The organism is Streptomyces sp. WMMC1477 (genome assembly GCF_027460245.1).
Classification (GTDB): domain Bacteria; phylum Actinomycetota; class Actinomycetes; order Streptomycetales; family Streptomycetaceae; genus Streptomyces.
Window position 1 is genome coordinate 725479 of record NZ_JAPZBD010000003.1, and the last position, 26756, is coordinate 752234.

Consider the following 26756-nt stretch of genomic DNA (forward strand, 5'->3'; position numbering starts at 1 on the left):
AACAATGTGCTGTCCACGGCACCGTGCCGCCGGGTCTCTCCGCATTCCTGAGCCGGCCGGTCCCGCGGACGCTTCAGGGGTGAGCCGGCCTCGTGACCCGTGAGGTCCGGCCATGGGAACGGGCCTAGGAGGGCCGGGTGGCGACGTATGACGCACGAGAGAACCTCAGCGATCTGACGGCGACGGCGGACGAGGTACGTCGTTCGGTCGAGAGCGTGATCGAGGGCAAACCGGAGGCCGTCCGGCTGGCCCTGACCGTGCTGCTCGCCGAGGGGCACCTGCTCGTCGAGGACGTGCCGGGCGTGGGCAAGACGATGCTCGCGAAGGCACTGGCCAGGTCGATCGACTGCTCGGTGCGCCGGATCCAGTTCACGCCGGATCTGCTGCCCTCCGACATCACCGGCGTCAGCGTGTACGACCAGGAGCGCCGCGAGTTCGAGTTCAAGCCGGGGGCGATCTTCGCCCAGATCGTCATCGGCGACGAGATCAACCGCGCCTCGCCCAAGACGCAGTCCGCGCTGCTGGAGTCCATGGAGGAGCGGCAGGTCACCATCGACGGCCAGACCTACCCGCTGCCGGACCCGTTCATGGTGGTCGCCACCCAGAACCCGGTGGAGATGGAGGGCACCTACACGCTGCCCGAGGCCCAGCGGGACCGCTTCATGGCGCGGCTGTCCATCGGCTACCCGAGCACGGCGGCCGAGCTGGAGATGCTCGACGTCCACGGCGGCGTCTCCCCGCTGGCGGGCCTGCGCCCGGTCGCGCACGCCGACGCCATCTCCAAGCTCATCGCGGCGGTGCGCGGCGTGCACGTCGCCGAGCCGGTCAAGCGGTACGCCGTCGACCTCGTCACGGCCACCCGCAACCACCCCGAGCTGCGGCTCGGCGCCTCACCGCGGGCCACCCTCCAGCTGCTGCGGGCCGCCCGGGCCGCCGCGGCCCTGAACGGGCGCGACTTCACCCTGCCGGACGACGTCCAGTTCCTCGCCATGCCCGTCCTGGCGCACCGGCTGCTGCCCACCGCGCAGGCCCAGCTCAACCGGCGGACGGCGGAGCACATCGTCTACGACATCGTGCAGCGCACCCCGCTGCCCAGCCCCGCGCCCGCCCCGGGTGGGGCCCAGGCCCCGGCTCCGGTGCAGGCCCGGGGGTACTGATGGCCCCCGCCCGCGAGCACGGCTCCGCACGGGGTTCGCTGCGCGTCTCGTTCGGCGGGCTCACCACCCGCGGCCGGTCCTTCCTGGCCGCGGGGATCGCGGCGGCCGTGAGCGCCTACATCCTGGGCCAGCCCGAGCTGCTGCGCGTCGGGGTGCTGCTCGGCGTCCTGCCCCTGGTGTGCGTCGCCGTCCTGCACCGCACCCGGCACCGGGTGACCGGCGCCCGGCGGCTGAGCCCGGCCCGGGTGCCGGTGCGCAGCGAGGCCCGGGTGCAGCTGCGCGTCGAGAACGTCTCCCGGGTCCCCACCGGCATGCTCATGCTCCAGGACCAGGTGCCCTACGTGCTGGGCCCGCGGCCCCGCTTCGTCCTGGACCGGATCGAGGGCGGCGGGCGCCGCGAGGTGTCCTACCGCGTCCGCTCCGACCTGCGGGGACGCTATCCGCTGGGCCCGCTCCAGCTCCGGGTGACCGATCCGTTCGGGATGGTCGAGCTGACGCGCTCGTTCAGCACCCGCGACACCCTGACCGTGATCCCGGCCGTGCAGGCCCTCCCTCCGGTCAGGCTGCTCGGCGAGGCCTCCGGGTACGGCGAGAGCCGGCGGCGCGCGATCGCCGTCACCGGTGACGACGACGTCATCCCGCGCGCCTACCGGCACGGCGACGACGTCCGGCGCGTCCACTGGCGCTCCACGGCCCGCCGCGGCGAGCTGATGGTGCGCCGCGAGGAGCAGCCGGAGCGGGCCCGGGCCACCGTGCTGCTCGACACACGGCGGCTCGCCTGGGCCGGTTCGGGTCCGGACTCGCCGTTCGAGTGGGCGGTCACCGGCGCCGCCTCCGTCGCGATACACCTGCTGGAACGCGACTACCAGGTGCGGCTGCTCACCGACGCCGGCACCCTGGCCCCGGGCCCGGAGGGCCTGCTGACCGGCGGGGACGGCCCGGACACGGCCGGCCTGCTGCTGGACGCCCTCGCCGTCGTCGGCCACTCCCACGAGACCGGCCTGCAACGCGCCCACGACAGACTGCGGGAGGGCGGCTGCGGCCTGCTGGTCGCCTTCCTCGGCCACCTCGACCCGCCCCAGGCCACGCTGACGGCCCGGATCCGGCAGCGGGCGGGCGGCGCGGTCGCGCTCGTCCCCCGGGGCCAGCAGGCGCCGCAGACGGAGGAGGAACAGATGCGCGCCCTGCGCGAGGCGGGCTGGACGGTCGTGCCGTTCACCCCGTGGGACGCGCTGCCGCAGGTGTGGCAGCTGGCCGACCGGACGAACGCGGCCGGCGGCGGACCGATGACGACGACGGGGGGCGTCCGATGAGCGGACAGGCACGGCTCGCGGTGTGCGGGTGGCTCGCCACCGTCGCGGCGGCCACCGCCCTGCTGCCCCTGGTGCGCGACGCCTCCTGGCTGTTCCAGGCGGCCCTGGTGCTCGCCCTGGTCAGCGCCCTGGGCGCCGGGCTGCGGCGCGTCCCGCTGCCGCGCGGGCTGACGATCACGGCCCAGCTGGTGCTGGCGCTGCTCGCGCTCACCTTCCTGTTCGTGCGGGAGTCGGCCGTCGCCGGGTTCATCCCGGGGCCGGACGCCTTCACGCGCTTCGGCGACCTGTTCGCCCAGGGCGGCCAGGACGTGAGCGAGTACGTGATACCGGCGCCGCTGACGGACGGCATCCGGCTGATGCTCGTCGCCGGCGTGCTGCTCATCGGCCTGATGATGGACGTCCTCGCCGCCACCTACCGCACGGCGGCCCCGGCCGGGCTGCCGCTGCTCGCGCTCTACTCCGTCGCCTCCGGGCTGGCCGGTGAGGACGGCGGGCGCTGGCTGTGGTTCCTGTGTGCGGCGGCCGGCTACCTGCTTCTGCTCCTCGCCGAGAGCCGCCACCGCCTCGTGCAGTGGGGTCAGGTGTTCGGCGCCGCGCTGCCGGGCGGCGGCCCGGGCGCCCGGGTGCGCTCGGCCTCGCCGGTGCGCACGGGACGGCGGATCGGGTTCGCCGCTCTCGGGTTCGCGCTGCTCGTGCCGCTGGCGCTGCCCGCGCTCGGCACCGGCCTGCTGACGAACGACGGCGAGGGCGGCGGGGGCGGCCCCGGCGACGGCAACACGGTCACCGCCGTCAACCCGCTGGTCGAACTGCAGAACAGTCTCAACCAGCCGGAGAACCGGACCGTCCTCACGTACGAGACCGACGCCGAGGACGTCAGCGGGCTGTACATGCGGATCGTGGCGCTCGACGAGTTCGACGGCACGTCGTGGCGCCCCTCCCAGCGGCGCATCACGGACGTGCCGTCGGACCGCTTCCCCACGCCGCCGGGCCTGTCCCCCGGGGTCGATCGGGAGACCGTCACGACCCGCATCGCCGCGGCCGACTGGTACAAGCAGAGCTGGCTGCCCATGCCCTACCCCGCCGACGAAGTGAACATCGACGGACGCTGGCGCTTCGAGCCCATCGGCCGCACCCTCGTCGGCGATCAGGGGCAGACGACGGCGGGCGCCCAATACGAGGTGCGGAGCCTGCTGGTCAAGCCCACCGCCGAGCAGCTGGCCAACGCGCCGCGGGCGCCCATGGACATCCGCCGGGAGCAGACCTCGGTGCCGGACGGCCTGCCCGCCGTGGTGGAGGAGACGGCCCGCACCGTGACCAGCACGGCGCGCAACGACTACGAACGCGCCGTCGCCCTCCAGGACTGGTTCGCCGTCCAGGGCGGCTTCACCTACGACACGGAGGTCGCCGCGGGCAGCGGCAGCGAGGCCATAGCGCGCTTCCTGGAGCAGAAGGAGGGATTCTGCGTCCACTTCGCCTTCTCCATGGCGGCGATGGCCCGGACGCTGGACATCCCGGCACGGGTGGCGATCGGCTTCACCCCCGGCACCAGCTCCTCCGGCGGCACGCGCGAGGTCGGGCTCCAGGACGCGCACGCCTGGCCCGAGCTGTACTTCCAGGGCGTCGGCTGGACCCGCTTCGAGCCCACTCCCTCGCGGGGCACCACCCCGGAGTACGCGATGCCCGTCCTGCCCGACCCCGGCGGCTCGGACGAGCCCGACCTGCCGCGGCCCGGGACGACGGACGAGCCGTCCACCGCGCCGCAGGCACCGGAGGACGCGTGCCCGCCCGGCGTCGGGGGCTGCGAGAACGACGCGGACGCCGCGGGCTCCTCCGACGACGGCTCCTTCTGGAAGACGGCGGGAACCGTCGCCCTCTTCGTCGGCCTCGGCCTGGGCGGCGTCCTGCTCGTGGCGGCGCTCGTCCTGTCCCCGCTGCTGTGGCGGCTGACCGTACGGCGCCGGCGGACCGGCGGCGGCCCCCTCACCTGCTGGCAGGAGGCCCTCGACGCGGGCTGGGACTTCGGCATCCCGCCGGACGAGTCGGACACACCCCGGCAGGCGGCGGTCCGCCTGGCCGAGGCCGGGCGGCTCAGCACACCGGCCGCCGCGGCGCTCCACCGGCTCGCCGACGCGGTCGAGCGCGCCCTGTACGCGCCGCGGCCCGCCCCTCCCGGCCCCTACGCGGCCGACGTGCTGGCGGTGCGGGCCGGGCTGCGGGCCTCGGCGTCCCGGTGGACCCGGATGCGGGCCGTCATCCTGCCCCGCTCCTCCGTCCGGGTGCTCTGGGCCGCCTCGGAGCGGGGGCGCGCCCTCATGGACGCCCACCGCGCGTTCTGGGCCCGGGTGGCGGTCTCCCTGCGGGCCCGGCTGAGCCGCGGCTGAGCCGGGTCGGTGGCCGGGCCCGGGGGCCCGGCCACCGGCCCGTCGCCCGCCCCGCGGCCGGCCCGTCCGCTCTCAAGGCCGGGCGAGGACGGACGAGGACGGCGGCGGCCGGCTGCGGACGGCCGGAGGCCCTGGGACAGGCGTCAAGGAACGCAAAAAGAAGAGGCCACCCTTCGGGTGGCCTCGGTGAGGCGGTGTACCGCCCTGTTTACTGCTGTTCGTCTCGGCGGCGCTGCCAGCGATCCTCGATGCGGTTCATCATCGACCGCCTGGGCGGCTTCTGGCGGCGGCCCCGGCCGTGCTCCCGGCCGCGGCGGCCCTCACCTGACCTGCCCTGACCTTCGCCCTCACCTTCGCCCTCGGAGCCGGGCTGCGGCCCCCTGCGCCAGCCGGTCACGGCCAGCACGGCGCATCCGAGCATCACGAGGAAACCGACCACGCCCAGCCAGACCACCTGGTAGACCATGCCGGCCATGAGAAGCGCGATACCGACCAGAAAGCCCGCTACCGCCTGGTAGATCCGGCGGCGGGTCGGCGCCCGCAGGTCGCTACCCTCGAGCGCTGTCGCGAACTTGGGATCTTCTGCGTACAGCGCTCGCTCCATCTGCTCGAGCATGCGCTGCTCGTGCTCAGAGAGCGGCACGGAGTCCTCCTACTCGTCGGTCGCGGGGGCGACCGGATGCGACCCTTCAAGGATAGGCAGGGAATCGCCCCCGTGAAACCCGCCCCTCTGCGCCTGTTCCTCCCATCGGGTCAGGTACGACGGGCCGCTGCGGTGGCCTGTTCATTCCCCTGCATGCCGCACGTCATGCCCCGGTGGTTCTCTCCGAATCATACGGCGACATTGCGCTGATCGGGCGGTGTGCGGGGTTCTGTAACCGAGGGCACGCCCTCAGCCCATCACGAAAGGCTCGGTCAGCGCTCGGACGGATCCCGCCGGCCCCGCGCGCCCCACGGGACGTCATCCGCCTCAGCCGAGCTCGGCGAGGACGTGCAGCTGGGAGGCCACGGCGTGGAAGGCGGGCAGCTCGGCCGCCGCCGCCTCCAGCTGGGCCAGCGCCTCCAGGGCGCCCGGCTCCGCGTCGACCAGGGAGCCGGGAACGAGGTCGCTGAAGACGCGCACGCCGTGCACGGCGGCGACCGTCAGCCCCGTCCCGGACACCAGGGCGGAGAGCTGCTCGGCGGTGAAGCGGCGCGGCATCGGGTCGGACTCCCCGTAGCGGCCCTGCGGGTCTCCCAGGGCGTGGCGGGCCTCCGTGAAGTGACCGGCGAGGGCCCGGGCCAGCACGGCGCCGCCGAGCCCCGCCGCCAGCACGCTGAGGACCCCGCCGCCGGGACGCAGGGCCGCCACGGCGTTGCGCAGGCCCTCCGCCGCGTCGTCCACGTACTCCAGGACGCCGTGGCAGAGCACGGCGTCGTACCCGGCGCGCTCGGCCACGTCGAGCAGGCCGTGCGCGTCCCCCTGGACGCCGCGCACCCGGTCGGCCACGCCCTCCTCGGCGGCGCGGCGCTCCAGGGCGAAGAGCGCGTTGGGGCTCGGGTCCACCACGGTGACGCGGTGGCCCAGCCGGGCGAGCGGCACGGCGAAGTGCCCCGAGCCGCCCCCGGCGTCGAGCACGTCGAGCGCGGGCCGGCCGACCGCCTCGCTCCGGCGGTGCAGGGCTTCGCTCAGCACCTCCCAGACCACGGCGGTACGGAGGGCGGCGCGCGGGCGGGACATGGCGTGTGGCTCCTCGGCGGCGGAACGTACGTGGGCTGGCAGCCCCCACCCTATTGCCTCGCCACCACCGCCGGTTCCGTCTGCGCGCGGGCACGGGGAAACGCGGGCTGGGAGACCAGCATGCGCTCCACGAGGTGCAGGAACATGCCGACGTCGCGCAGGAGGTCGTCGGCCTCACGGGCCGTCACCGCGCCGCGTATGCCCGCTTCGGCCCGGGCGCGGCGCTCGGCGCCGGCGGCGAAGAAGGCACTCCACTCGGCGAGCTCGGGCGCCACCTCCGGCAGCACCTCCCAGGCACTGCGGATGCGCCGGCGGGCCCGGGGTTGCTTCTCGGGGCGTCCGCGCACGGCCAGGACGGCCGCCGCGGTGCGCAGGGCGGCCAGATGGGCGGTCGCGTAGCGCTCGTTGGGCTGCTCGTGCGCCACCGCCTCGTCCAGCCCGTGCTGGGCCTGGGACAGCAGGCCCAGCACGGCGGGCGGTACCACGGCCGGGCGCGGCACGGGGTGGATGTCGCTCGGAGGGACGTTCAGCTGCGTCATGACTGGTGCCTCCTTCGCTTCCTGGGCCTCCCGGCCGCTTCGGCCAGGACGGCCGGTCGACCGGTCAGCCGGACACGGGCCGTCTTCCGGCCCTGTGCGGAGTCCGTACCCCCACATCGTGGGGTGCCCCACTGACAATCGGCCCTGACCTGCGCGTTCTCTGGAGCGCGAGCGCGGGGGTGCGCCGCTCGCGCACCCCCGCGCGGTGCACGGCTGCCGCTGCCCTACACTTTTGAACTGACCAGTCAGTTCAAATAACGTCTTCGGGGAGGACGGCATGGAAGGGGCGGAGGTCAGCGCCGAGAGGCTGGGGCTGACGGGTTCCAAGGGGACGGTGTTCGAGGCGGTGGACGTGGACGCCCCGCCGGGCGCACTCATCGCGGTCACCGGCCCCTCGGGCTCGGGCAGGACGTGTCTGCTGCTCACCCTCACCGGCCGGATGCGCCCCACCACCGGACACGCCAGCGTCGGCGGCCACCGGATCCCGTCCCGGATGGGCTCGGTCCGGCGCATCGCGGCTCTCGGCCCGGTGCCCGGCGTCACGGATCTGGAGCCCTCGTGGACGGTCACCGAGCAACTGCGCGAACGGGCCCTGCTGCGCCGCCGTCTCGGCTTCGGCCGCCGGGAACGCGCCGCCGAGCGCCGGGCCCGGGTGGACCGGGCCCTGGAGCGGGCCGGGCTGGACCCGGACACGCTGCCGAAGGGCCCGCGCACCGCCGTCCGGGATCTGGAGCGGCTTGAAGCGCTGCGGCTGGGCACGGCCCTGGCCCTGCTCGACGAACCGCGGCTGCTCGCCGTGGACGACGCCGACCTCAAGCTCGCCGACGAGGAGCGGGAGCAGCTGTGGGAGCTGCTGCGGTCGGTGAGCGGCGCGGGCACGACGGTGCTCGCGGTGTGCAGCGAACCGCCCCCCGACGCGCTGGTGCTCGGCACCGCGCGCGGCGGAGGCGACACGGACGAAGAAGGCATCGGGGAGGGAGAGGCGCAGGATGCGCTCACCGAGACTGGCCGCGCTTGAGCTGAGGCGCTTCGGGCGGGGGCGGCTGCCCCGGGCGGCGCTCGTCACGGTCATGCTGCTGCCGCTGCTCTACGGCGCCCTGTACCTGTGGTCCTTCTGGGACCCCTACGAGCGGCTGGACCGCATACCGGTGGCCCTGGTCAACGAGGACGCGGGCACCACCGTCGAGAGCCCGGCGGACGGCGGGGCGCGTGAGATCACCGCCGGCGACGACCTCAGCCGGGCCCTGCACGACAGCGAGACCTTCGACTGGCGCGAGACGACGGCCGAGGACGCCGCCGAGGGGGTGGAGGAGGGCCGGTACTTCCTCTCCCTGACGATTCCCGAGGAGTTCAGCACCAAGGTGACCTCCAGCTCCGGCGACCGTCCGGAGACGGGTGCGCTGCGGGTCCGGACGAACGACGCCAACAACTACATCGTCGGCCAGATCGCCCGCACGGTGTTCTCCGAGGTGCGCGCCGCCGCGTCCAGCAGGACGTCCCGCGGCTTCTACGACAACATCTTCATCGCGTTCTCCGCCATCCACGACGCCACCCAGGACGCGGCCGACGGAGCGGGCGACCTCAAGGACGGGATCGACGAGGCCAAGGACGGCTCGGGCGACCTCAAGGACGGCGCCTCCCGGGCCGAGGACGGCGGCGAGGACCTGGCCGACGGCGTGGGCCGGCTGGACCGGGTCGCGGGGCGGCTGGAGGACGGCGCCGAGAAGGTCGCCGACGGCACCCGGAAGCTCGCGGACAAGGTGAACGGGATCGCCGACGCCGTCGTGCCCTTCACCGAGGAGCGCGGCGAGGACATCGCGAAGGCGGCGGGGACGGTGGCCGAGGGCGCCGAGGCGGCCAGGAAGCACCTCGACAGCCTGCCGGGGGACGCGGCCCGGGCCGCCCGGCTCGCCGACGCGGCGGCCGACGGTACGGAGGGGCTGCACCGGCTGCTGTGCGTGCCGGGCACGCCCGAGGGCCCGGACGGCGGCGGCCTGCCCGACCTGCTGCCCGGGGAGCCGTCTCTGCCGCAGTGGCCGGGCCTGCCGCAGCCCGGCACGTCCGAAGACGCCGACGGCGGCACCGAAGGCGGCCCTGACGGCGGCACCGGGGGCCCCTCGCCGGGGGCCGCGACCGCGCCCGCGCTGAGCGATGAGCACTGCGCCGACCTGGGCCGGTACGCCGAGTACAGCCGCGGCGCCGCCGACGCGGCCGACGACGTGAAGGAGCGCATCGACGGCTACGAGAGCCTCGACGACCTCGGCGACGATCTCGACAAGCTGCGCGACGTCGCGCTGAAGGTGCAGAAGCGGGCGCCACACCTCGACGACGACCTGCGGCTCGCCGTCAAGCAGGTCAACGCCCTCAACGACGGGGCGAAGAAGGTCCACGACGGCTCCGAGGAGCTGCACGACGGGCTGACGAAGGCCGCCGGCGGAGCGGGCCGGCTGGAGAGCGGCCTGGTCGAGCTGAGCGACGGCGCGGACCTGCTGGACGGCGGCATGATCAAGCTCGCCGACGGCTCACTGCGGCTGGCCGACGGCCTGCGCGACGGCGTGAAGCAGATCCCGGACTACGGGGACGAGGAGCGGGCCGACCGCAGCGCGGTCATGGCCGACCCGGTGGAGCTCGCCTCGCGCAACCTCCACGCGGCGCCCAACTACGGCACGGGGTTCGCCCCGTACTTCATCCCCCTCGCCCTGTGGGTGGGCGCGATGGTGGCCTACATGCTGCTGCCGGCCCTCAACCGGCGGGCGCTGGCCGCCGGCGCCCCGGCAGTGCGCACGGCCCTGGCGGCCTGGCTGCCGGTGGCCGCGGTGGGCGCCGTGCAGGCGTCGGTGCTGCTGGCCGTCCTGCGCTGGGCGCCGGGGCTGGGGCTGGAGCTGGCCCGTCCGGCCGGGACGCTGGCCTTCCTGCTGCTCGTGTCGGCCTGCTTCACCGCCATCGTCCAGTGGCTCAACGCGCAGTTCGGCCCGTCGGGGCGGATCATGGTGCTCGTCCTGCTGATGCTCCAGCTCACCTCGGCCGGGGGCACCTATCCGGTGCAGACGAGCCCGGGCTTCTTCAACGCCGTCCACCCCTTCCTGCCCATGACGTACGTCGTCGAGGGGCTGCGGCACCTGGTCACCGGGGGCGGGCTCGGGCCCGTCTGGCAGGGTGTCGCGGTGCTGCTCGGCTTCACCGCCGCGGCACTGGCCGCCACGGCCTGGACGGCGCGGCGCGGCTCGGTGTGGACGCTCAAGCGGCTGCACCCGGAGCTCACCCTGTGAGACGGGTACGCGCCGGGGAGGCCGGTCGGACGGCCGGACACGGCCCCGGAGGACAATCGTGGGCATGAAGAGCGGTACCAAGGGGCCCGGGAGCCCGGCAGGCGCGAGCGCGCGTCGTGCCGCCACCCGGCAGAAGTTGTACGAGGCGGCGGTCCACCTCATCGCCGAGCAGGGGTTCTCGGCCACGACGGTGGACGAGATCGCCGAGGCCGCGGGCGTGGCCAAGGGGACCGTCTACTACAACTTCGCCAGCAAGAACGAGCTGTTCGAGGAGTTGCTGCGGCACGGTGTCGAACTGCTCGCGCAGCGCTTGCGGGAGGCGGCGGCCGGGGCCCGGGAGCGTTCGGGGACGCGCGTGGACGCCCTGGACGCGATGGTGCGCGCGGGGCTGGTGTTCATCGACCGCTACCCGGCCCTCACCCAGCTGTTCGTGGCCGAGCTGTGGCGGCGGAACCGCACCTGGCAGTCGACGCTGATGGTCGTGCGGGCCGAGGCGGTCGCCGTGGTGGAGGAGCAACTGCGGCTCGGCGTCGAGGAGGGCGAGCTGAGCGACGAGATCGACGTGCCGCTCACCGCGGCCGCGCTCTTCGGCATGGTGCTGGTCGCCGCGCTGGACTGGAAGGCCTTCCAGCCCGACCGCTCGCTGGACGAGGTGCACGCCTCGCTGTCCCTGCTGCTCCAGGGCCGCGTCGCCGGACGTCCCTGACCGGACGTCGGCCGGACCCGGCCCGGCTCCGACGCGGCGGGCGGGGTCCGGCGGACCACGGGCGGCCCCGGCCGCGCGAAGACCGAAGCCGCCCGTTCGCCCCCGTGTTCCCCCGGGGCCCCGGACTCGTCCCCCGTGTTCCCCCCGCGTCCGGGCTTCCCCTTCGCCGGAGGCGCCGCGCCGTTCCGCCGCCCCGTGCCGGCGGTGCGGTGCGGCGTCCTCCGTTGCCCACCACTCTGCCGTCCTCGCAGGTCATCGCCCATCCGCGCGGCTACTCAACCGACGGCCTAGGTACCGGTACTCACGCCTGAGGAGCTCGCCCCACCGCGCTCCGGTGTCCGGTGCCCACGCTCGGGGTGCGCCGGACACGGCGTAGAGTCGCTGGCCATGGCACGGATTGTGGTGATCGGGGCCGGTCTCGGCGCGCTGGCCGGAGCGGCCCGGCTGGCGACGGCGGGGCACCGGGTCACGGTGTACGAGCGCTCGGAGACCCACGGCGGCGGGGTGCGGCGGTTCGAGCGCGAGGGGTTCGCCTTCGACACCGGCCCCGCGCTGCTGCACCTGCCGGCCGTCTGGCGGGACCTGTTCCTCAAGACGGGCCGCGCGTCCCTGGAGTCCGTGGTGACGACGCGGCAGCTCGACCCGGCCGCCCTGCACCGGTTCGCCGACGGCACCGAGGTGACGCTGCCCCTCTCCCGCTCCGGCCTGATCGGCGCGCTGGACTCGGCCCTCGGCGCGGGCGCGGGCCGCCGCTGGACGGATCTCCTGGTGCGGGCCCGCACGGCCTGGGACGCCACGCGGCGCCCGCTCCTGGAGGAGCCCCTCGTGGACGCGCCGGCTCCGCCCGACCCCTATCCGGCGCTGCGCCGGCGGGGGCTGCTGCGGCGCCGTCCGCCCACGCTGGCCGAGGTCGCGGCGCACGAGCTGGGCGATCCCCGGGCCGTCGCCCTCCTGGAGTCCTGTGCGGTGGGGTACGGGCTGGACCCGCGTACCGCCCCGGCGAGTGCCACGGTGCTGCCGTACGTCGAGCACACCTTCGGATCCTGGTACGTCACGGGCGGTCTGCGGGCGCTGGCCGACGCCGTGTACCGGCGCTGCGCCGAACGCGGCGTGGAGGTGGTGCTCGGCACCGAAGTGGCCGGCGTCGTCGAGCGGGACGGGCGCGCGACCGGCGTGGTGCTGGGCGACGGCACCGAGGTGGCGGCCGACTCCGTCGTCGACGGCCGCTGCCCGCACACCGGGGCGGCCCCGGGGCGGGGCCGGCTGACGGTGCTGCTGGCCCTGCGCGGGCCGCGCCCGGCCGGAGCGGTGCACCGCAGCGTGGTGCACGCCGACGACCGGGACGCCGCCCTGGCCGCGCTTTTCGACGGGGCCGGGCCGCCGGCCGCCCCCACGGTCACCGTGCTGCGCCCCAACGACCCGGGCGCGGTGCCGGACGCGGACCACGAGGCGGTGACGCTGACGGCCACGGTGCCGCCGCACGCCGCGGCGCCGGGCGGGTCCGGCCGCGGCCCCGCGCGCGACCGGGCGGGGGCCCGCGTGGACTGGTCGGACGGCGCGTACACCGCGGCCGCCGCGGAGCGGCTGGTCAGCGCCGCCGAGACCGTCGTGCCGGGGCTGCGGGACCGGCTGCTGTGGCAAGCCGTCCACACACCCGAGGACGCCGAGCGGGAGACGGGGGCGCCGGGCGGGGCGGTGCCGGTGCCGGCCCTGGCCGGGGCGCCCGGCGCCAGCCGTCCCGCTCCGAACCTGGGGCCCGTGCCGGGGCGTTACGCGCTCGGCGGCTGGGCCCACCCCGGGGGCGGGCTGGCGCACGCGGGCATGTCCGGCGCCCTGGTGTCCGGCCTCGTGACGGAGGGCCGCGACTGGCGCGGTTCGAGCTGAGCCCCGGCCCCGCGCGGCTCAGTTGCGCGGCTGCCCGGGGGCGGGGTAGCCGAACTCGTCCTGGTACGCGGGGTAGGCCTCCTGCTGCGGGGGGTCCTCGCGCTGCTGTGGCACCCAGACGCCGTCCGGTGGGGTCTGCGGGTAGCCCCCGTGGCCGGGCGCCTGCCCGGCCGTCGGGTAGCCGTAGGAGTCGTAGCCGGGCGTGCCGGTGGCCGGCGGGTAGCCGCCCGGCTCGCCTCCCGGGTAGCCCGGGTAGGCCGCGTAGCCGCCGTCCCCGTAGCCCCCGGCACCGCCGTACCCCGCGTCGTGCCCGTAGCCGCCGTAGTGGCCGGCGTCGCCGCCCTGGCTCCCGTAACCGGGGGCCTCTCCCTGGGCGCCGTAGCCGGGGTCGGCCGCGTAGCCGCCGAGCGGATCCGCGGCGGGGCCCCCGCCCGGAGGCGTCGCGTAGCCGTACAGCCCGCCGCCGTCCGCCGGGTAGTCGGCGGACGGCGGCTGATAGGCGTCGGAGGAACCGTACGTCGCGTACGAGGCGTAGGCGCCGGTGTCGGCGGCGGGCGTCCCGTAACCGCCGTACTGCGGCGTCGGCTCCGGCCCGGGGTAGCCGCCCGCCGCGCCGCCGTCGTATCCGGCCGCGGCGTAGCCGTGCTGGTCCGGCTCGCCCGCCGGGCCGGGATGGGGCGCGTAGGGCGTGGCGTAGCCCGCGTCGGCGTACTGGCCGGCGTAGGGGTCGGCGTACGGGTCCGCGTTCTGGGGTGCGTGACCGCCCTGCTCGGGGCCCGCGCCTCCGGCCGGGTACGGTGCCCCCTGCTCCGGCCCGTCGCCCCGGCCCGGCCCGCTCTCGGCGTCCCGCTCGTACACGCCGTACTCGCCGGTGTCCTCGGGCAGCGGCTCCATCTGGTAGGCGGCCGTCTGCTCCAGCCCCGAGACCTCCAGGACCGGTGGTGCGTCCACGGGCCCGGGGGGCTCGCCGTCGGCGCCCTCCTCCTCGCCCGGCTCGCCGGAGCGGCGCCGCCGGCTGCCGGGGACGTTCTCCAGGGCCCAGCCCTTCTCGAAGCCGCGGCGGAAGGAGAGCGTGACCAGCAACTGCCCGACCCCGAACCCGGCGGTGCCCAGGGCGATGACGGGCACGGAACGCATCAGCACGCCGACGACGACGGCGAGGAAGCCGAAGAAGGCGACGAGGCGCCAGCGCAGCCGGGCCTTGTACTGGAGCAGCACCTCACCGAGCAGCCACAGGGCGACCAGCCCGAACAGGATGTAGAGGACCGTCCAGCCCATGTACGCCCCTCTCGCGGAACCTTATGAGCGCCGGTGCAGCCCCAGGTTCTCGTAGATTTCCAGCGTCGCCGTGGAGTGGTTGAGCGTGATGAAGTGAAGGCCGGGGATGCCCTCGGCCATCAGGGTCGCGCTCAGCTCCGTGGCGTACTCGATCCCGACCGAGCGTACAGCCACCGGATCGTCCTCGACGGCAAGGATCCTATCGGCCAACTCCGGCGGGAAGGCGGCGTTGCTCAGCTTTGCGAAACGTTCGATCTGCCGGGCGTTGGTGACGGGCATGATCTCCGGGATGATCGGGGTGTCGCAGCCGGCCGCGGCGACCCGGTCCCGCAGCCGCAGGTAGTCCTCCGGGTAGAAGAACATCTGGGTGATCGCGTAGTCCGCCCCGGCCCGGCACTTGTTCACGAAGTGGCGGACGTCGGTGTCCCAGTCCGTGGAGCGCGGGTGCATCTCGGGGTAGGCGGCGACGCCGACGCAGAAGTCCCCGGACTCCCTGATGAGCTCGACCAGCTCGTACGCGTAGGAGACGCCCTCGGGGTGGGCGAGCCACTCCCCCATCGGGTCACCCGGCGGGTCGCCCCGGAGGGCGAGCATGTTGCGGATGCCCGCGTCCGCGTACTGGCCGATGACGTTGCGCAGCTCGGTCACGGAGTGGTTGACGGCGGTGAGGTGGGCGACGGGCGTCAGCGTCGTGTCGGTGGCGATGCGCTCGGTGGCACGCACCGTCCCCTCGCGGGAGGAGCCGCCCGCCCCGTAGGTCACCGAGACGAAGGTGGGGCCGACGGCCTCGATGCGGCGGATGGCGTTCCACAGGGTCCGTTCGCCCTTGGCCGTCTTGGGGGCCATGAACTCGAACGAGTAGGAGCACTCGCCGGAGGCGAGCAGCTCGCGGATCGTCAGTGCGCGGTCTGTCCTGGTTGAGGGGGTGCCGTGGGCCATAGGACGAAGGTTAACCGTCGGTAGTGGCATGCCGGAGGCATGTCCGGCAACTGGACGCCTCCCTGGCGGGAAACCGCCGGAGTCCGCCGGTGGCCCCGGGTCAGCGGGCTCGCAGCCGCTCGGCGAGAGCTCTGGCGGCGGCCCGCGGGTCGGCGGCCTCCGTCAGTGCGCGGACGACGACCACGCGCCGGGCGCCGGCGTCCAGCACGGCGTCCAGGTTGGTCGCGTCGATGCCGCCGATGGCGAACCAGGGGCGCTCGCTGCCGAGCGCGTCGACGCGTTCGGCGGCGTGGCGCACGAGCGACAGCCCGGGAGCGTGCCGCCCGGGCTTGGTGGGGGTGGGCCAGCAGGGGCCGGTGCAGAAGTAGTCCACGCCCTCGTCGGTGAGGGCGGCGTCGACCTCGGCCTCGGCGTGGGTGGAGCGGCCGACGAGCACGTCGTCGGGGGTCGGGCCGAGGATGGCGCGGGCCGCGGGGACGGGCAGGTCCCGCTGCCCCAGATGCAGCACGTCGGCGCCGACGGCGTGCGCGACGTCGGCCCGGTCGTTGACGGCGAGGAGCTTGCCGTGGCGGCGGCAGGCCTCCGCGAAGACGGCCAGGTGCCGCAGCTCCTCCCCCGCCTCCATGCCCTTGTCGCGGAGCTGGACGATGTCCACGCCGCCGGCGAGCACGGCGTCGAGGAACTCCGGCAGGTCCCCCTGCCGGGTGCGGGCGTCGGTGCACAGGTACAGCCGGGCGTCGGCGAGCCGCCGGGCGGCGGAGCCGGGGCCGGCCGCCGTGGCGGTACCACCGGACGCGGTGGCGGACGGTGCGGACGACGCGGGCATGAGGAGTTCCCCCCTGGTGGGACGGCGGGCCCGGGGTGCCGGCGCCCGTGGGCGTGGGCTACCCGGGCCCGCCGTCGGACGGTCTTCGGTTCGTTGCGGCGGCCGGCCGCCGCAGGACCGCGGTCGGCCCGGCCACCGGTCTCAGGGCGTGGGGCGCCCTAGACGGCGAGCGCCTGCGCGCGGCGCTTCACCTCGGTGCCGCGGTTCTCCCGCAGCGCCTGCGTCGGGGTGCCGGGCAGGCTGTCGTCCGGGGTGAAGAGCCACTCCAGCATCTCCTCGTCGCTGAAGCCGTCGTCCCTCAGCAGGGTCAGCGTGCCGGCCAGGCCCTTGACGATACGCCCCTCGCCGATGAAGTCGGCGGGGACCATCAGGACCCGGTTCTCGCCGCGGCGCACCGCGAGGAGCTGCCCTTCCTTGACCAGCTGCCGAACCCGCGTCACCTCGACGTCCAGCTTCTCCGCCACGTCGGGGAGGTTGAACCAGGCGGGGACGAGAGCATCAATCTTCGCGTCAATCTCGGTCACGCCCCCTAGCCTGCCATCCGCCGACGACATCCGGCACCGCGACGGCCGCCCGCGTGGGCGGGCCGCCGTCAGCCGAGCACCGCCTTCTTCAGCGGCACGGAGGGGTCGGCGGCCAGCTTCGGGTCGAGCGCGGTCCGGCGTTCGATGAGCCGCCGCCCCTGGGCCAGGTCACGCGGGCGGCCCACGGCGAGCAGGGCGTTGAGCACGCCCTGCTCCAGCCAGCACACCGCCCACGAGGCGCCGTCCGGATCCCCGCGCCACAGCACCTCGTCGGTGGCGCTGTGGTACCCGGCGTACTGCACGAACCGGCCGAACTGCTCCGACCAGAAGTACGGCACCGGGTCGTAGAGGGCGACGGGCGGGAACGCCGCGATGGCCTGGGCCACCTCGCCCACGATGCCCGCGGCGACGGTCCGCGGGCCGTTGAGCGCGTTGTCCCAGTGGTGGACGAGCAGCCTGCGGCCGTAGCGGGCGGACGGGAAGGAGGCGCAGTCGCCCACGGCGTAGACGTCCGGCACCGAGGTGCGCAGCCGCTCGTCGGCGAGGACCGAGCCGTCCGCCGCGCGGTCGACCCCGGACCGGGCCAGCCAGTCGGTGGCGGGGCGGGCGCCGATGCCGACGACGACGGCGTCGGCCGGCAGCGTCCGTCCGTCGGCCAGCTCCACCTTGCGCTCGGCCTCGGGGTGGACCCGGGCGACCGCCACCCCCGTGATCAGCTCCGCCCCGCTCTCCGCGTACCAGCCGCGCATCCGGTCGGCGACCCCGCCGGGCAGCGCCCCCGCCAGGGGATGCGGTGCCGCCTCGACGACGGTGACCGGGCACCCGGCCTCCCGGGCGGCGGTGGCGAACTCGGCCCCGATCCAGCCGGCGCCGACGATGACCACGCGCCGCCGCTCGCGCAGGACGGGGCGCAGCCGCTCGGCGTCGTCCAGGGTGCGCAGCAGGTGCAGCCCCGGCACGTCCTCGCTGCCGGGCAGCGGCACCGGCTCGGCGCCGCTGGCGATGACGAGGCGGTCGTAACCGACCGGCCCCTGCTCGGTGTCGGCCTCGTGCGCCTCCGGCCGCAGCCGGGTGACCCGGCGGCCCAGCTCCAGCCCGACGCCCAGCGCGCCGAAGTCCACGTCGAACGCGGAGCCCTCGGCCTTGCCGCTGAGCACCGCCTTGGACAGGGGCGGCCGGTCGTACGGGGGATGCGGTTCGGCCCCGAGCAGGGTGACGGCACCGGGCCAGCCCTGCTCGCGGAGTTGCACCGCGGTCTGTACCCCGGCCATTCCGGCGCCGACGATCACGACGCGCTGGCGGGTCTGCTGGCTGCGTGAGGTCACACGATCACTCTAGAACTCCCGCTTCGGTGCCCGCAGGCCCCCGCAGTAGGGTGTTCGTCGCAACGCACACGCGGGAGCCCGGCGGGCCGGGCTGAGAGGGAGGCGGAGGCCTCCGACCGTAGGAACCTGATCCGGGTCATGCCGGCGAAGGGAGGAGCTGGACACCCATGCACGTGGTGATCGTGGGCGGCGGCGTGATCGGGCTGGTGACGGCCTGGCGGGCGGCCCAACGCGGAATGCGGGTGAGCGTCGTGGACCCGGCACCGGGCGGCGGAGCCGCCCGGGTGGCTGCCGGGATGCTCGCCGCGGTGACCGAACTGCACTACGGCGAGGAGGGACTGCTCGCCCTCAACCTCGCCTCGGCCGAGCGCTACGCCACGTTCGCCGAGGAGCTGGCCGAGGCCGCCGGCCAGGACGTGGGCTACCGCGCCTGCGGCACCCTCGCCGTCGCCCTGGACTCCGACGACCGCGCGCACCTGCGGGAGCTGCACGCGCTCCAGCAGCGCTGCGGGCTGGACACCCAGTGGCTCTCCGGGCGGGAGTGCCGACGGCTGGAGCCGATGCTCGCCCCCGGCGTCCGCGGCGGGCTGCGGGTGGACGGCGACCACCAGGTCGACCCGAGGCGGCTGGCCTCCGCGCTGCTGACGGCCGGCGGGCGGGCCGGGGTCGCGTTCCGCCGGGCGCGGGCCGAGCGGCTGCTGCTCGCGGGGGACGGCGGCGGCCGCGCGGTGGGCGTACGGCTCGACGACGGCGCCGAGCTGACCGGGGACACGGTCGTGCTGGCCGGGGGCAGCGAGAGCGTCCGGCTGCCCGGCGTGCCCGAGGACGTCGTGCCGCCGGTACGGCCGGTCAAGGGGCAGGTGCTGCGGCTGCGGATGCCGAAGGCGCCCGGCCCGCCGTTCCTCTCCCGTACCGTGCGGGCGGTGGTCCGCGGCGGGCAGGTGTACCTGGTGCCACGGGAGAGCGGGGAACTGGTCCTCGGCGCCACCAGCGAGGAACTGGGCTGGGACACCACCGTCACGGCCGGGGGCGTGTACGAGCTGCTGCGGGACGCGCACGAACTGGTGCCGGGGCTCACCGAGCTGCCGCTGGTGGAGACGTGCGCCGGGCTGCGCCCGGGCTCCCCCGACAACGCTCCGCTGCTCGGGCCGAGCGCCCTCCCGGGGCTCCAGCTCGCCACCGGCCACTACCGCAACGGGGTGCTGCTCGCCCCCGTGACGGGCGACGCGCTGGCGGAGTCGCTGGCCACCGGGCTGCTGCCGGAGGTGGCCCGGCCGTTCGGCCCGGCCCGGTTCGCGCCCGCCGGCGTCGCGGCTCCCCGCGGCACCGCCGCGTCCTCGTCCACCCCCCGTTCCAGGCAGGAGCTGCCAGCATGAGCCGTGTGACCATCCGCGTCAACGGCGAGGAGCGCTCGGAGCCCGCCGGGCTGACGCTGGACGCCCTCGTCTCCGCTCTGACCACCGCACCCTCCGGCGTCGCCGCCGCCGTCAACGAGACGGTCGTGCCGCGGGGCCGCTGGGCCGCCACCCGGCTCGCCGACGGCGACCGCGTGGAGGTCCTCACCGCCGTCCAGGGAGGCTGACCATGACCGCGGACACCACCGCCCCCGATCCGGCGGCCGCCCGGGGCGCCGCGGCCCCGGGAGCCGACGATCCGCTGACCATCGGCGGCCTCACCCTCTCCTCGCGGCTCATCATGGGCACCGGCGGCGCCCCGAGCCTGGAGGTCATGGAGCGCGCCCTCACCGCCTCCGGCACCGAGCTGACCACGGTGGCCATGCGCCGGGTCGACCCCGGCGTCCAGGGCTCGGTGCTCTCCGTCCTCGACCGCCTGGGCATCCGCGTCCTGCCCAACACGGCGGGCTGCTTCACCGCGGGCGAGGCCGTGCTCACCGCCCGGCTGGCCCGGGAGGCGCTCGGCACCGACCTGGTGAAGCTGGAGGTCATCGCCGACGAGCGCACCCTCCTGCCGGACCCGGTGGAGACCCTGGACGCGGCCGAGACCCTCGTCGACGACGGCTTCACCGTCCTCCCCTACACCAACGACGACCCCGTCCTCGCCCGCAGGCTGGAGGACGTGGGCTGCGCCGCGGTGATGCCACTGGGCTCCCCCATCGGCTCGGGCCTCGGCATCCGCAACCCGCACAACTTCGAGCTCATCGCGGAGCGCGCCGGCGTCCCCGTCATCCTCGACGCGGGCGCGGGAACGGCGTCCGACGTGGCGCTGGCGATGGAGCTGGGCTGCGCCGCGGTGATGCTGGCCTCCGCCGTGACCCGCGCCCAGGAGCCCGTGCTCATGGCCACCGCCATGCGGCACGCCGCCGAGGCCGGGCGCCTCGCCCACCGGGCGGGCCGCATCCCCCGGCGCCACTTCGCCCGCGCCTCGTCCCCGGAGGAGGGCGTCGCCGCCCTGGACCCGGAGCGTCCTGCGTTCTAGGACACCCGTACGATCTTCGGCGCCCACCCGACGGACCGCCGAACAGGACACGACGCGCTCTATGAGACCCAGCCCGCCGCAGCAGGACACCGCACCGCACGAGCAGCCCGCCGACCCCCGGCCGGGGTGGGCGTCGGCCCCGCCACCGTCGGGGCCCAACGGTCCGGCCATCGGCGCGTTGGACCTCCCCGAGCCCGGCGGATACGAGGACGCCGGGCCCTGGGCGTCGACGGGCTGCCTGGAGCACTACGGATACCCGGCCGGTGACGCGGCGCCCGGGGATCTGACCCACTGCCTCCTGCTGCCCTCGCCCGAGGGCTGGGAGCTCAGCGGCCAGCGCGGAGTGCTGTGCGCCTACATGCGCGAGGGCGGCGGCATGCTCGAAGGGTCCCTCGTCGACTGAGGGCGTTCCCGCCACCGGGCGGGCGAGCCACGGGACGGGATCGGGTTCGTCACCGTTCCGCTGCAGTGCGGCGCGGTCACCGGCCGTCCGGCTCCGGTGCCGGTACCGGCTCGTAGACTCGCCCTGTGGATGCGACCCTTCAGGACCCGATGATCGGCCAGGTGCTGGACGGGCGGTACCGCGTCGAGGCGCGGATCGCGGCCGGGGGCATGGCGACCGTCTACCGGGCGGTGGACACCCGGCTGGAGCGCGTCCTCGCCCTGAAGGTGATGCACCCCTCCCTCGTGCACGACGGTTCCTTCGTGGAGCGGTTCATCCGGGAGGCCAAGGCCGTCGCGCGACTGGACCACCCCAACGTCGTGAACGTCTTCGACCAGGGCATGGACGGCTCCTGCGTCTACCTGGCGATGGAGTACGTCGCCGGGTGCACGCTGCGGGACGTGCTGGCGCGGCGCGGGGCGCTCCAGCCCCGTGCGGCGCTGGACATCCTGGAACCGATACTGGCCGCGCTGGGCGCCGCCCACCGGGCCGGGCTGGTGCACCGGGACATGAAGCCGGAGAACGTCCTCATCGGCGACGACGGCCGGGTGAAGGTCGCGGACTTCGGTCTCGTCCGCGCCGTCGACGCGCAGACCGCGCTCTCCACGACGTCGGTCATGGGCACGGTGTCCTACCTCGCCCCCGAGCACATCGAGCACGGCCTCGCGGACCCGGGCGCCGACGTGTACGCCTGCGGCGTGATGCTCTACGAGATGCTGACCGGAACCAAGCCGCACACCGGCGACACCCCGGCGCAGGTGCTCTACCTGCACCTGCGGCAGGACGTGCCGCCGCCGTCGGCGGTCGTGCCGGGCCTGGCGGGGGCCCTGGACGAGCTGGTGGCGCGGGGCACCGCGCGGGACCGGGCGGCCCGCCCGGCCGACGCGGCCGCCATGCTGGCCGAGCTGCGGGCCGTCACGGCCCGGCTCGCCGACGCCGAGCTCGATCTGCTGCCCCCGGCGGCCCGGACGTGCGGCACCGAACCCGGGGAGGACTCGGCGACGACGGTCCTGCCCCGGGTCGGGCGGACCGGCGCGGCACCGGAGCACACCAGCGTGCTGCCGCCCGTCCCGCTGCTGCCGCGCCTGGAGGAGCCGGAGCCGACATCGGGCCACGGCGGCCCGCGGCGCCGCTCCCCCTTCCTCCTCGCCGCGCTGGTGCTGCTCCTGATCGCCGGGGTCGGCGCCGGGGTCTGGTACATCAACTCCGGGCAGTTCACGCAGACGCCCAGCGTGCTGCGGATGCCCAGCGCCGAGGCGAAGCGCACGCTCGCCGACGCGGGCCTGCGGGTACGGGTGGAGGAGGTGCACAGCGCCTCGGTCGACCGCGGTCTGGTGGTCGGCAGCGATCCGGCGCCCGGCACCCGCGTCCGGGACGACGGCACGGTGACGATCAGCGTCTCGCTGGGCCCCGAGGTCGTGGCCGTCCCGGAGCTCCGGGACGTGCGGCTGACGGAGGCCCGGCGGGCCCTCGAGGACGCCGGACTGGAGCCGACGACGGTGACCCGGGAGTTCAGCACCTCCGTCGAGCGCGGTGCCGTGATCCGCACGAAGCCGCCGGCCGGGACGGAGAGGCGGCCGGGCACGGCGATCGAGCTCGTCGTGTCCAAGGGCGAGCGGATCCCGGTGCCGGAGGTCACCGGAGCGGACCGGGGCGACGCCCGGGACGCCCTGGAGAAGGCCGGGTTCACGGTGACCTTCGCCGAGGAGCAGGAGCACTCGGACCACGAGGCGGGCTCTGTGGCCGCGCAGTCCCCCGAGGCGGGAGCCGTCGGGGCCCATGGCGACACCGTGACGCTGACGATCTCCAAGGGCCCCGAGATGGTGACCGTGCCGGACGTGACCGGCCGCGGCGAGGGCGACGCGGTCGCCGCGCTGGAGGAGGCCGGGTTCGAGGTCACCGTGCGGAAGATCTTGTTCACCGGTGAGGTCTTCAGCCAGTCCGTGGACGGGGGCGACAAGGCCCCCAAGGGCTCGACCATCACCCTCTGGGTCCGCTAGGGCATGGCCGGCGGCTTGGCCGACCCCCGCGGGGCGGGGTCGGCCCCGGCCGCGCCCGCCGGGCGGAGGGCAGCCCCGGACCGCGCATCGCGGGCCGCGCCGTGTGCGTCCCTGACGGGGCGCGAAACCGGTCAGCGGAGAGTGCGGAAGCAACTTCAGCGCGTTCCTCGCGACCCTCGCCGCTGTGATCCGCCGCATAGGGCCCACGTCACGTACGACCGGGCTTAGTGGACATGTCGCCCGCATCTATGGGTTAAATGGGACAAAGTAGCCCCGCTTCACTACGACGCCGGATCGTACGTCACACCTTTGCCAGCCGGATTTCCGGTCGCTAACAATCGTCCTCGTCGCATGGCGCCGTAGACGTGAACGGTTCCGCGCCGCTCAGGCCTGCGACTCAGCGATCGGAAGGTTCGACCCCGCATGCCCAGCATCAAGCCGGAATCCAGGATTTCGACCGAGCTCCGCATGATCCCGGAGCACCTCCGCAACGAGCTCCCCGGCTACCTCCAGGAGCTCAAGGCGAACATCAAGGCCGTCCCCGCGCAGCTCCGCGAGGTGCCCGAGCGCCTGCGCGAGACGCCCGCCCACCTTCGCGACCTCCCGGGCTTCGCCCGCAACCTCACCCGCGACCAGCGCCACTCCGCGGTCGCCATATCCGGCGCCGCCGCCGCGGCCGTCGCCCTGGCGCTCGTCCCGTCCACCAGCACCGCCCAGGAGAACACCGTCGTGGCCGAGGGGCCCGCGGGCGTCACGCTGAACCACGGCGCGGGCAACCAGCTGGGGAGCATCGAGAGCCAGCAGAAGGCCGCCGCGGAGAAGGCGGCCGAGCAGGCCGAGAAGCAGGCCGCCGCGGAGAAGGCCAAGAAGGAGGCCGCCGCGGCCAAGGCCGAGAAGGAGCGCGAGTCCAGGGCCGCCGCCGACCGCAGCAAGCGGGAGGCCAAGCCCGCCGCGAAGCCGGAGAAGCAGTACCCGGACAACCTCGACGGCTGGATCCGCGAGGCCATGGACATCATGGACAAGCACGACATCCCGGGCAGTTACGACCGCATCAAGTGGAACATCATGCGGGAGTCCAGCGGTGACCCGAACGCCATCAACGACTGGGACATCAACGCCCGCAACGGCGTGCCCTCCAAGGGCCTGCTCCAGGTGATCAAGCCCACGTTCGACGCCTACTGGGTGCCCGGCACCGCCAAGGACCAGTACGACCCGGTGGCCAACATCGTCGCGGCCTGCAACTACGCCGCCGACCGCTACGGCTCCATCGACAACGTGTGGAAGGCGTACTGAGCCGCCGGAAGCGGCCGGAAGCGGGGATGACACCCTGAGCGGGTGAGCATCTCCCGACAACAGCACGACGACCGCGCGGCGTCCGGCCCGGCCGGGCGCCGCGCGCGCAATCCCATCGGCGGTCATGTCCCCGTTGCCGGCGGACTGGCCGCCACCGGTCTGTCCTACGCCCGGGAGCTGGGCGCCGAGGCGGTGCAGGTCTTCGTGGCCAACCCGCGCGGCTGGGCGACGCCCTCCGGCGACCCCGAGCAGGACGAGCGGTTCCGCGCGGCGTGCGCGGCCGGGGACGTCCCGGTGTACGTCCATGCGCCGTACCTGATCAACTTCGGTTCGCACACCCCGGCGACGGCCGAGCGCTCGGTGGCGTCACTGCGCCACTCACTGCGGCGGGGACGGGCGATCGGGGCGCGTGGCGTCGTCGTCCACACCGGGTCGGCGACGGGGGGCCGGGAGCGGTCCGTGGCGCTGGCCCAGGTGCGGGAGCTGGTGCGGCCACTGCTGGCGGAGCTGACGCACGACGACGACCCGTGGCTGCTGCTGGAACCCACGGCCGGCCAGGGGTCCTCGCTGTGCTCGCTGATGGCGGACCTGGGGCCGTACCTGGACGCCCTGGACGGGCATCCGCGGGTCGGGGTGTGCCTGGACACCTGCCACGCGTTCGCGGCCGGGCACGACCTGGCCGCACCGGGCGGCGCGAAGGAGCTGCTGGACGAGCTCGTCGACGTGGCCGGGGAGGGGCGGCTCCGGCTGGTCCACGCCAACGACTCCAAGGACGTCGTCGGGGCGCACAAGGACCGGCACGAGAACATCGGCGCGGGTCACGTCGGTGCCGAGGCGTTCGGGGAGCTGCTGCGCCACCCCGCCACGGCGGGGGTGCCGTTCGTGATCGAGACGCCGGGCGGGAAGGACGGGCACCGGGCCGACGTGGAGCGGCTCAAGGCCCTGCGCTCCTGATCGGGGCGCCGACGGGCGGGGCGGCCGGGGCCGCGGCCGGGCCGCGCGGGCGGACCCCCGCGCGGCGGCTCACAGCTCGGGGCCCTCCCCCGGCTCCTCCTGATAGGAGTAGCGCTGCTCGCGCCAGGGGTCCCCGAGGTTGTGGTAGCCGCGCTCCTCCCAGAAGCCGCGCCGGTCGGCGGTCATGTACTCCACACCCCGCACCCACTTGGGCCCCTTCCAGGCGTACAGCTGCGGCACGACGAGGCGGACGGGGAACCCGTGCTCGGCGGTGAGGAGTTCGCCCGCCCGGTGGGTGGCGAAGACGGCGTGCTCGGCGGAGAAGTCGGCGAGCCGCAGGTTGGCGCTGTAGCCGTACTCCGCCCACACCATGACGTGGGTGACGTCGCCGGCGGGCGGCGCGAGGTCGAGGACGGTACGGGCCAGCACCCCGCCCCACTCCACTCCGCGCATGCTGAACTTCGTCACGCAGTGCAGGTCGGCGGTGACCGTGTCGTAGGGGAGGGCGGTGAACTCCTCGTGCGTCCAGGCGCGCTTGTCGCCGTCCGCCGTGGCGCCGAAGACCCGGAAGTCCCAGCGCTCCGGCTTGAACTTCGGGACGGGTCCGTAGTGCGTCACCGGCCAGCCGCGCTGGACTCGCTGACCCGGCGGGAGCTCTGCGTTCTCCGCTGCGCGGCTCTCCGGCTGACCCATGTCCCCATGGTGACAGACCCGCTCCGGCGACCGGACGCCGAGCCCCCGTCCGGCCCCTGGAATCAGGGCATTTCGGTAAGCCTTCACTTACTGGACGTGGTCGGCGCGGGGTGCAAGGATGCGCGCACCGCCTACCGATCTTCGCTGTTGGAAGGAGCTCGCGTCATGCAGGGCGACCCCGAGGTCATCGAATTCCTGAACGAGCAGCTCACCGCCGAGCTGACCGCGATCAACCAGTACTTCCTGCACTCCAAGATGCAGGAGAACTTCGGTTGGACGAAGCTCGCGAAGTACACGCGCGCCGAGTCGTTCGACGAGATGAAGCACGCCGAGCGGCTCACGGACCGCATCCTGTTCCTGGACGCTCTGCCCAACTACCAGCGGCTGTTCCACGTGCGGGTCGGGCAGACCGTCACGGAGATGTTCCAGGCGGACCGGCAGGTGGAGGTCGAGGCCATCGACCGGCTGCGGCGCGGCATCGAGGTGATGCGCGCCAAGGGCGACATCACCTCGGCGAACATCTTCGAGGACATCCTCGAGGACGAGGAGCACCACATCGACTACCTGGACACCCAGCTCGAACTGATCGAGAAGCTCGGCGAACCCCTCTACATCGCCCAGCTCATCGAGCAGCCGAGCGAGTAGCCCTCCCTCTCCCGGGAACTCCGCGGATCAGGCCGCCTCGACGACCCGTTCGGCGGACTGCGGCTGGGGCTCCGCGGCCAGAGCCGGAAGCCCGTTGTCCACGCGCTCGCGCCGGGGGCAGGCGCCTCGGCCGAGGATGCCCTGGATGCGGCGGACGCACGAGCCGCAGTCGGTGCCGGCCTTGCAGGCCGAGGCGATCTGCCGGGGCGTACACGCCCCGGCGTCGGCGTGCTCACGCACCTGCTGCTCGGTGATGCCGAAGCACGAGCAGACGAACACGTGAACACCTCCCTGGCCGCTCGTCGGGCCCGGAACGAGCGAGCCGCATGATCAATAAGGTTAACCTAACCTTACCCTGTCGAGGGCGGCTCCAAAAGACGCCTGGGGCGTGGATCGATGTGACCCACGCCCCAGTGACGTCGTACCCGGTTT

25 protein-coding genes and 1 riboswitch are annotated in these 26756 nt (G+C 74.7%); of the genes, 15 read left to right on the plus strand and 10 right to left on the minus strand.

Annotated features, from left to right (window positions below):
- The first annotated feature begins 137 nt into the window (after nucleotides 1–137).
- Genes O7609_RS03605 through O7609_RS03615 form a run of 3 tightly spaced genes read left to right on the plus strand, consistent with a single transcriptional unit; the run spans nucleotide 138 to nucleotide 4851 of the window.
- On the plus strand, nucleotides 138–1157 hold the full coding sequence (locus tag O7609_RS03605) for an AAA family ATPase (protein ID WP_269733449.1): 1020 nt from the start codon (nucleotides 138–140) through the stop codon (nucleotides 1155–1157).
- Entirely contained in the window at nucleotides 1157–2470 is a 1314-nt protein-coding gene (locus O7609_RS03610; protein ID WP_269733450.1) for a DUF58 domain-containing protein, read from the plus strand. Before O7609_RS03605 ends, O7609_RS03610 begins: the two co-directional genes overlap by 1 nt.
- Nucleotides 2467–4851: a transglutaminase TgpA family protein gene (locus tag O7609_RS03615; RefSeq protein WP_269743073.1), complete on the plus strand. Its 2385-nt coding sequence runs from the start codon at nucleotides 2467–2469 to the stop codon at nucleotides 4849–4851. Before O7609_RS03610 ends, O7609_RS03615 begins: the two co-directional genes overlap by 4 nt.
- A 208-nt stretch (nucleotides 4852–5059) precedes the next feature.
- Here O7609_RS03615 and O7609_RS03620 read toward each other — a convergent pair whose 3' ends face one another.
- From O7609_RS03620 to O7609_RS03630, 3 genes are all read right to left on the minus strand, one after another.
- On the minus strand, nucleotides 5060–5494 hold the full coding sequence (locus tag O7609_RS03620) for a DUF3040 domain-containing protein (RefSeq protein WP_269733452.1): 435 nt from the start codon (nucleotides 5492–5494) through the stop codon (nucleotides 5060–5062).
- A 327-nt stretch (nucleotides 5495–5821) separates the two neighbouring features.
- Nucleotides 5822–6571 carry a methyltransferase gene (locus tag O7609_RS03625; RefSeq protein ID WP_269733453.1) on the minus strand — a complete coding sequence of 250 codons (750 nt, stop codon included), beginning with the start codon at nucleotides 6569–6571 and terminating at the stop codon, nucleotides 5822–5824.
- Nucleotides 6572–6621: 50 nt separating this feature from the next.
- The gene (locus O7609_RS03630) at nucleotides 6622–7110 is read right to left on the minus strand and encodes an SAV_6107 family HEPN domain-containing protein (RefSeq protein WP_269733454.1); all 489 of its coding nucleotides are present in this window, start codon (nucleotides 7108–7110) and stop codon (nucleotides 6622–6624) included.
- Nucleotides 7111–7387: 277 nt separating this feature from the next.
- Between O7609_RS03630 and O7609_RS03635 the strand changes: the two genes are divergently transcribed.
- The 4 genes from O7609_RS03635 to O7609_RS03650 all read left to right on the plus strand — a co-directional run bounded on the left by O7609_RS03635 (nucleotide 7388) and on the right by O7609_RS03650 (nucleotide 12969).
- Nucleotides 7388–8128: an ATP-binding cassette domain-containing protein gene (locus O7609_RS03635; RefSeq protein WP_269733455.1), complete on the plus strand. Its 741-nt coding sequence runs from the start codon at nucleotides 7388–7390 to the stop codon at nucleotides 8126–8128.
- Nucleotides 8100–10379: a YhgE/Pip domain-containing protein gene (locus tag O7609_RS03640; RefSeq protein ID WP_269743074.1), complete on the plus strand. Its 2280-nt coding sequence runs from the start codon at nucleotides 8100–8102 to the stop codon at nucleotides 10377–10379. The genes O7609_RS03635 and O7609_RS03640 overlap by 29 nt, the downstream gene beginning before the upstream one ends.
- A 64-nt stretch (nucleotides 10380–10443) precedes the next feature.
- Nucleotides 10444–11085: a TetR/AcrR family transcriptional regulator gene (locus tag O7609_RS03645; RefSeq protein ID WP_269733457.1), complete on the plus strand. Its 642-nt coding sequence runs from the start codon at nucleotides 10444–10446 to the stop codon at nucleotides 11083–11085.
- Between the two features lie 387 nt (nucleotides 11086–11472).
- Nucleotides 11473–12969, plus strand: coding sequence for a phytoene desaturase family protein (locus O7609_RS03650; protein ID WP_269733458.1), 1497 nt, complete (start codon nucleotides 11473–11475; stop codon nucleotides 12967–12969).
- A gap of 18 nt (nucleotides 12970–12987) precedes the next feature.
- Here the strand turns inward: O7609_RS03650 and O7609_RS24690 are convergent, their stop codons facing one another.
- The 5 genes from O7609_RS24690 to O7609_RS03675 all read right to left on the minus strand — a co-directional run bounded on the left by O7609_RS24690 (nucleotide 12988) and on the right by O7609_RS03675 (nucleotide 17807).
- Nucleotides 12988–14247 carry a hypothetical protein gene (locus O7609_RS24690; RefSeq protein ID WP_443072054.1) on the minus strand — a complete coding sequence of 420 codons (1260 nt, stop codon included), beginning with the start codon at nucleotides 14245–14247 and terminating at the stop codon, nucleotides 12988–12990.
- 21 nt (nucleotides 14248–14268) lie between these two features.
- Nucleotides 14269–15186, minus strand: a complete 918-nt coding sequence (metF, locus tag O7609_RS03660; RefSeq protein ID WP_269733459.1) for a methylenetetrahydrofolate reductase [NAD(P)H] — start codon at nucleotides 15184–15186, stop codon at nucleotides 14269–14271.
- A 100-nt stretch (nucleotides 15187–15286) separates the two neighbouring features.
- The gene (gene thiE, locus O7609_RS03665; protein ID WP_269733460.1) at nucleotides 15287–16012 is read right to left on the minus strand and encodes a thiamine phosphate synthase; all 726 of its coding nucleotides are present in this window, start codon (nucleotides 16010–16012) and stop codon (nucleotides 15287–15289) included.
- Nucleotides 16013–16170: 158 nt separating this feature from the next.
- Nucleotides 16171–16536 (minus strand): Rv2175c family DNA-binding protein, encoded by a 366-nt coding sequence (locus tag O7609_RS03670; RefSeq protein WP_269733461.1) that lies wholly within the window; start codon nucleotides 16534–16536, stop codon nucleotides 16171–16173.
- 68 nt (nucleotides 16537–16604) lie between these two features.
- Nucleotides 16605–17807 carry an NAD(P)/FAD-dependent oxidoreductase gene (locus O7609_RS03675; protein WP_269737004.1) on the minus strand — a complete coding sequence of 401 codons (1203 nt, stop codon included), beginning with the start codon at nucleotides 17805–17807 and terminating at the stop codon, nucleotides 16605–16607.
- Nucleotides 17808–17920: 113 nt separating this feature from the next.
- A riboswitch (TPP riboswitch) is annotated at nucleotides 17921–18031 on the plus strand.
- Here O7609_RS03675 and thiO point away from each other — a divergent pair.
- The 7 genes from thiO (at nucleotide 18029) to O7609_RS03710 (ending at nucleotide 24986) form a co-directional block, all read left to right on the plus strand.
- Nucleotides 18029–19237: a glycine oxidase ThiO gene (thiO, locus tag O7609_RS03680; RefSeq protein ID WP_269733462.1), complete on the plus strand. Its 1209-nt coding sequence runs from the start codon at nucleotides 18029–18031 to the stop codon at nucleotides 19235–19237. (Overlaps the previous riboswitch by 3 nt.)
- Nucleotides 19234–19443: a sulfur carrier protein ThiS gene (gene thiS / locus O7609_RS03685; RefSeq protein ID WP_269733463.1), complete on the plus strand. Its 210-nt coding sequence runs from the start codon at nucleotides 19234–19236 to the stop codon at nucleotides 19441–19443. Before thiO ends, thiS begins: the two co-directional genes overlap by 4 nt.
- A 2-nt stretch (nucleotides 19444–19445) precedes the next feature.
- On the plus strand, nucleotides 19446–20297 hold the full coding sequence (locus O7609_RS03690; protein ID WP_269733464.1) for a thiazole synthase: 852 nt from the start codon (nucleotides 19446–19448) through the stop codon (nucleotides 20295–20297).
- 61 nt (nucleotides 20298–20358) lie between these two features.
- On the plus strand, nucleotides 20359–20700 hold the full coding sequence (locus O7609_RS03695) for a hypothetical protein (RefSeq protein WP_269733465.1): 342 nt from the start codon (nucleotides 20359–20361) through the stop codon (nucleotides 20698–20700).
- Between the two features lie 125 nt (nucleotides 20701–20825).
- Nucleotides 20826–22739: a Stk1 family PASTA domain-containing Ser/Thr kinase gene (gene pknB / locus O7609_RS03700; protein WP_269733466.1), complete on the plus strand. Its 1914-nt coding sequence runs from the start codon at nucleotides 20826–20828 to the stop codon at nucleotides 22737–22739.
- 423 nt (nucleotides 22740–23162) lie between these two features.
- Nucleotides 23163–24032 (plus strand): transglycosylase SLT domain-containing protein, encoded by an 870-nt coding sequence (locus O7609_RS03705; RefSeq protein ID WP_269733467.1) that lies wholly within the window; start codon nucleotides 23163–23165, stop codon nucleotides 24030–24032.
- A 48-nt stretch (nucleotides 24033–24080) separates the two neighbouring features.
- A complete protein-coding gene (locus O7609_RS03710) occupies nucleotides 24081–24986 on the plus strand; it encodes a deoxyribonuclease IV (protein ID WP_269737005.1) in 906 nt (301 codons plus the stop codon).
- Between the two features lie 69 nt (nucleotides 24987–25055).
- Here O7609_RS03710 and O7609_RS03715 read toward each other — a convergent pair whose 3' ends face one another.
- A complete protein-coding gene (locus tag O7609_RS03715) occupies nucleotides 25056–25679 on the minus strand; it encodes a sulfite oxidase-like oxidoreductase (protein WP_269733468.1) in 624 nt (207 codons plus the stop codon).
- Between the two features lie 165 nt (nucleotides 25680–25844).
- On the opposite strand from O7609_RS03715, the gene bfr reads away from it, so the two are divergent.
- A complete protein-coding gene (gene bfr, locus O7609_RS03720) occupies nucleotides 25845–26324 on the plus strand; it encodes a bacterioferritin (RefSeq protein ID WP_269733469.1) in 480 nt (159 codons plus the stop codon).
- Between the two features lie 27 nt (nucleotides 26325–26351).
- Here the strand turns inward: bfr and O7609_RS03725 are convergent, their stop codons facing one another.
- Nucleotides 26352–26603, minus strand: coding sequence for a (2Fe-2S)-binding protein (locus tag O7609_RS03725; RefSeq protein ID WP_269733470.1), 252 nt, complete (start codon nucleotides 26601–26603; stop codon nucleotides 26352–26354).
- Nucleotides 26604–26756: the final 153 nt, after the last annotated feature.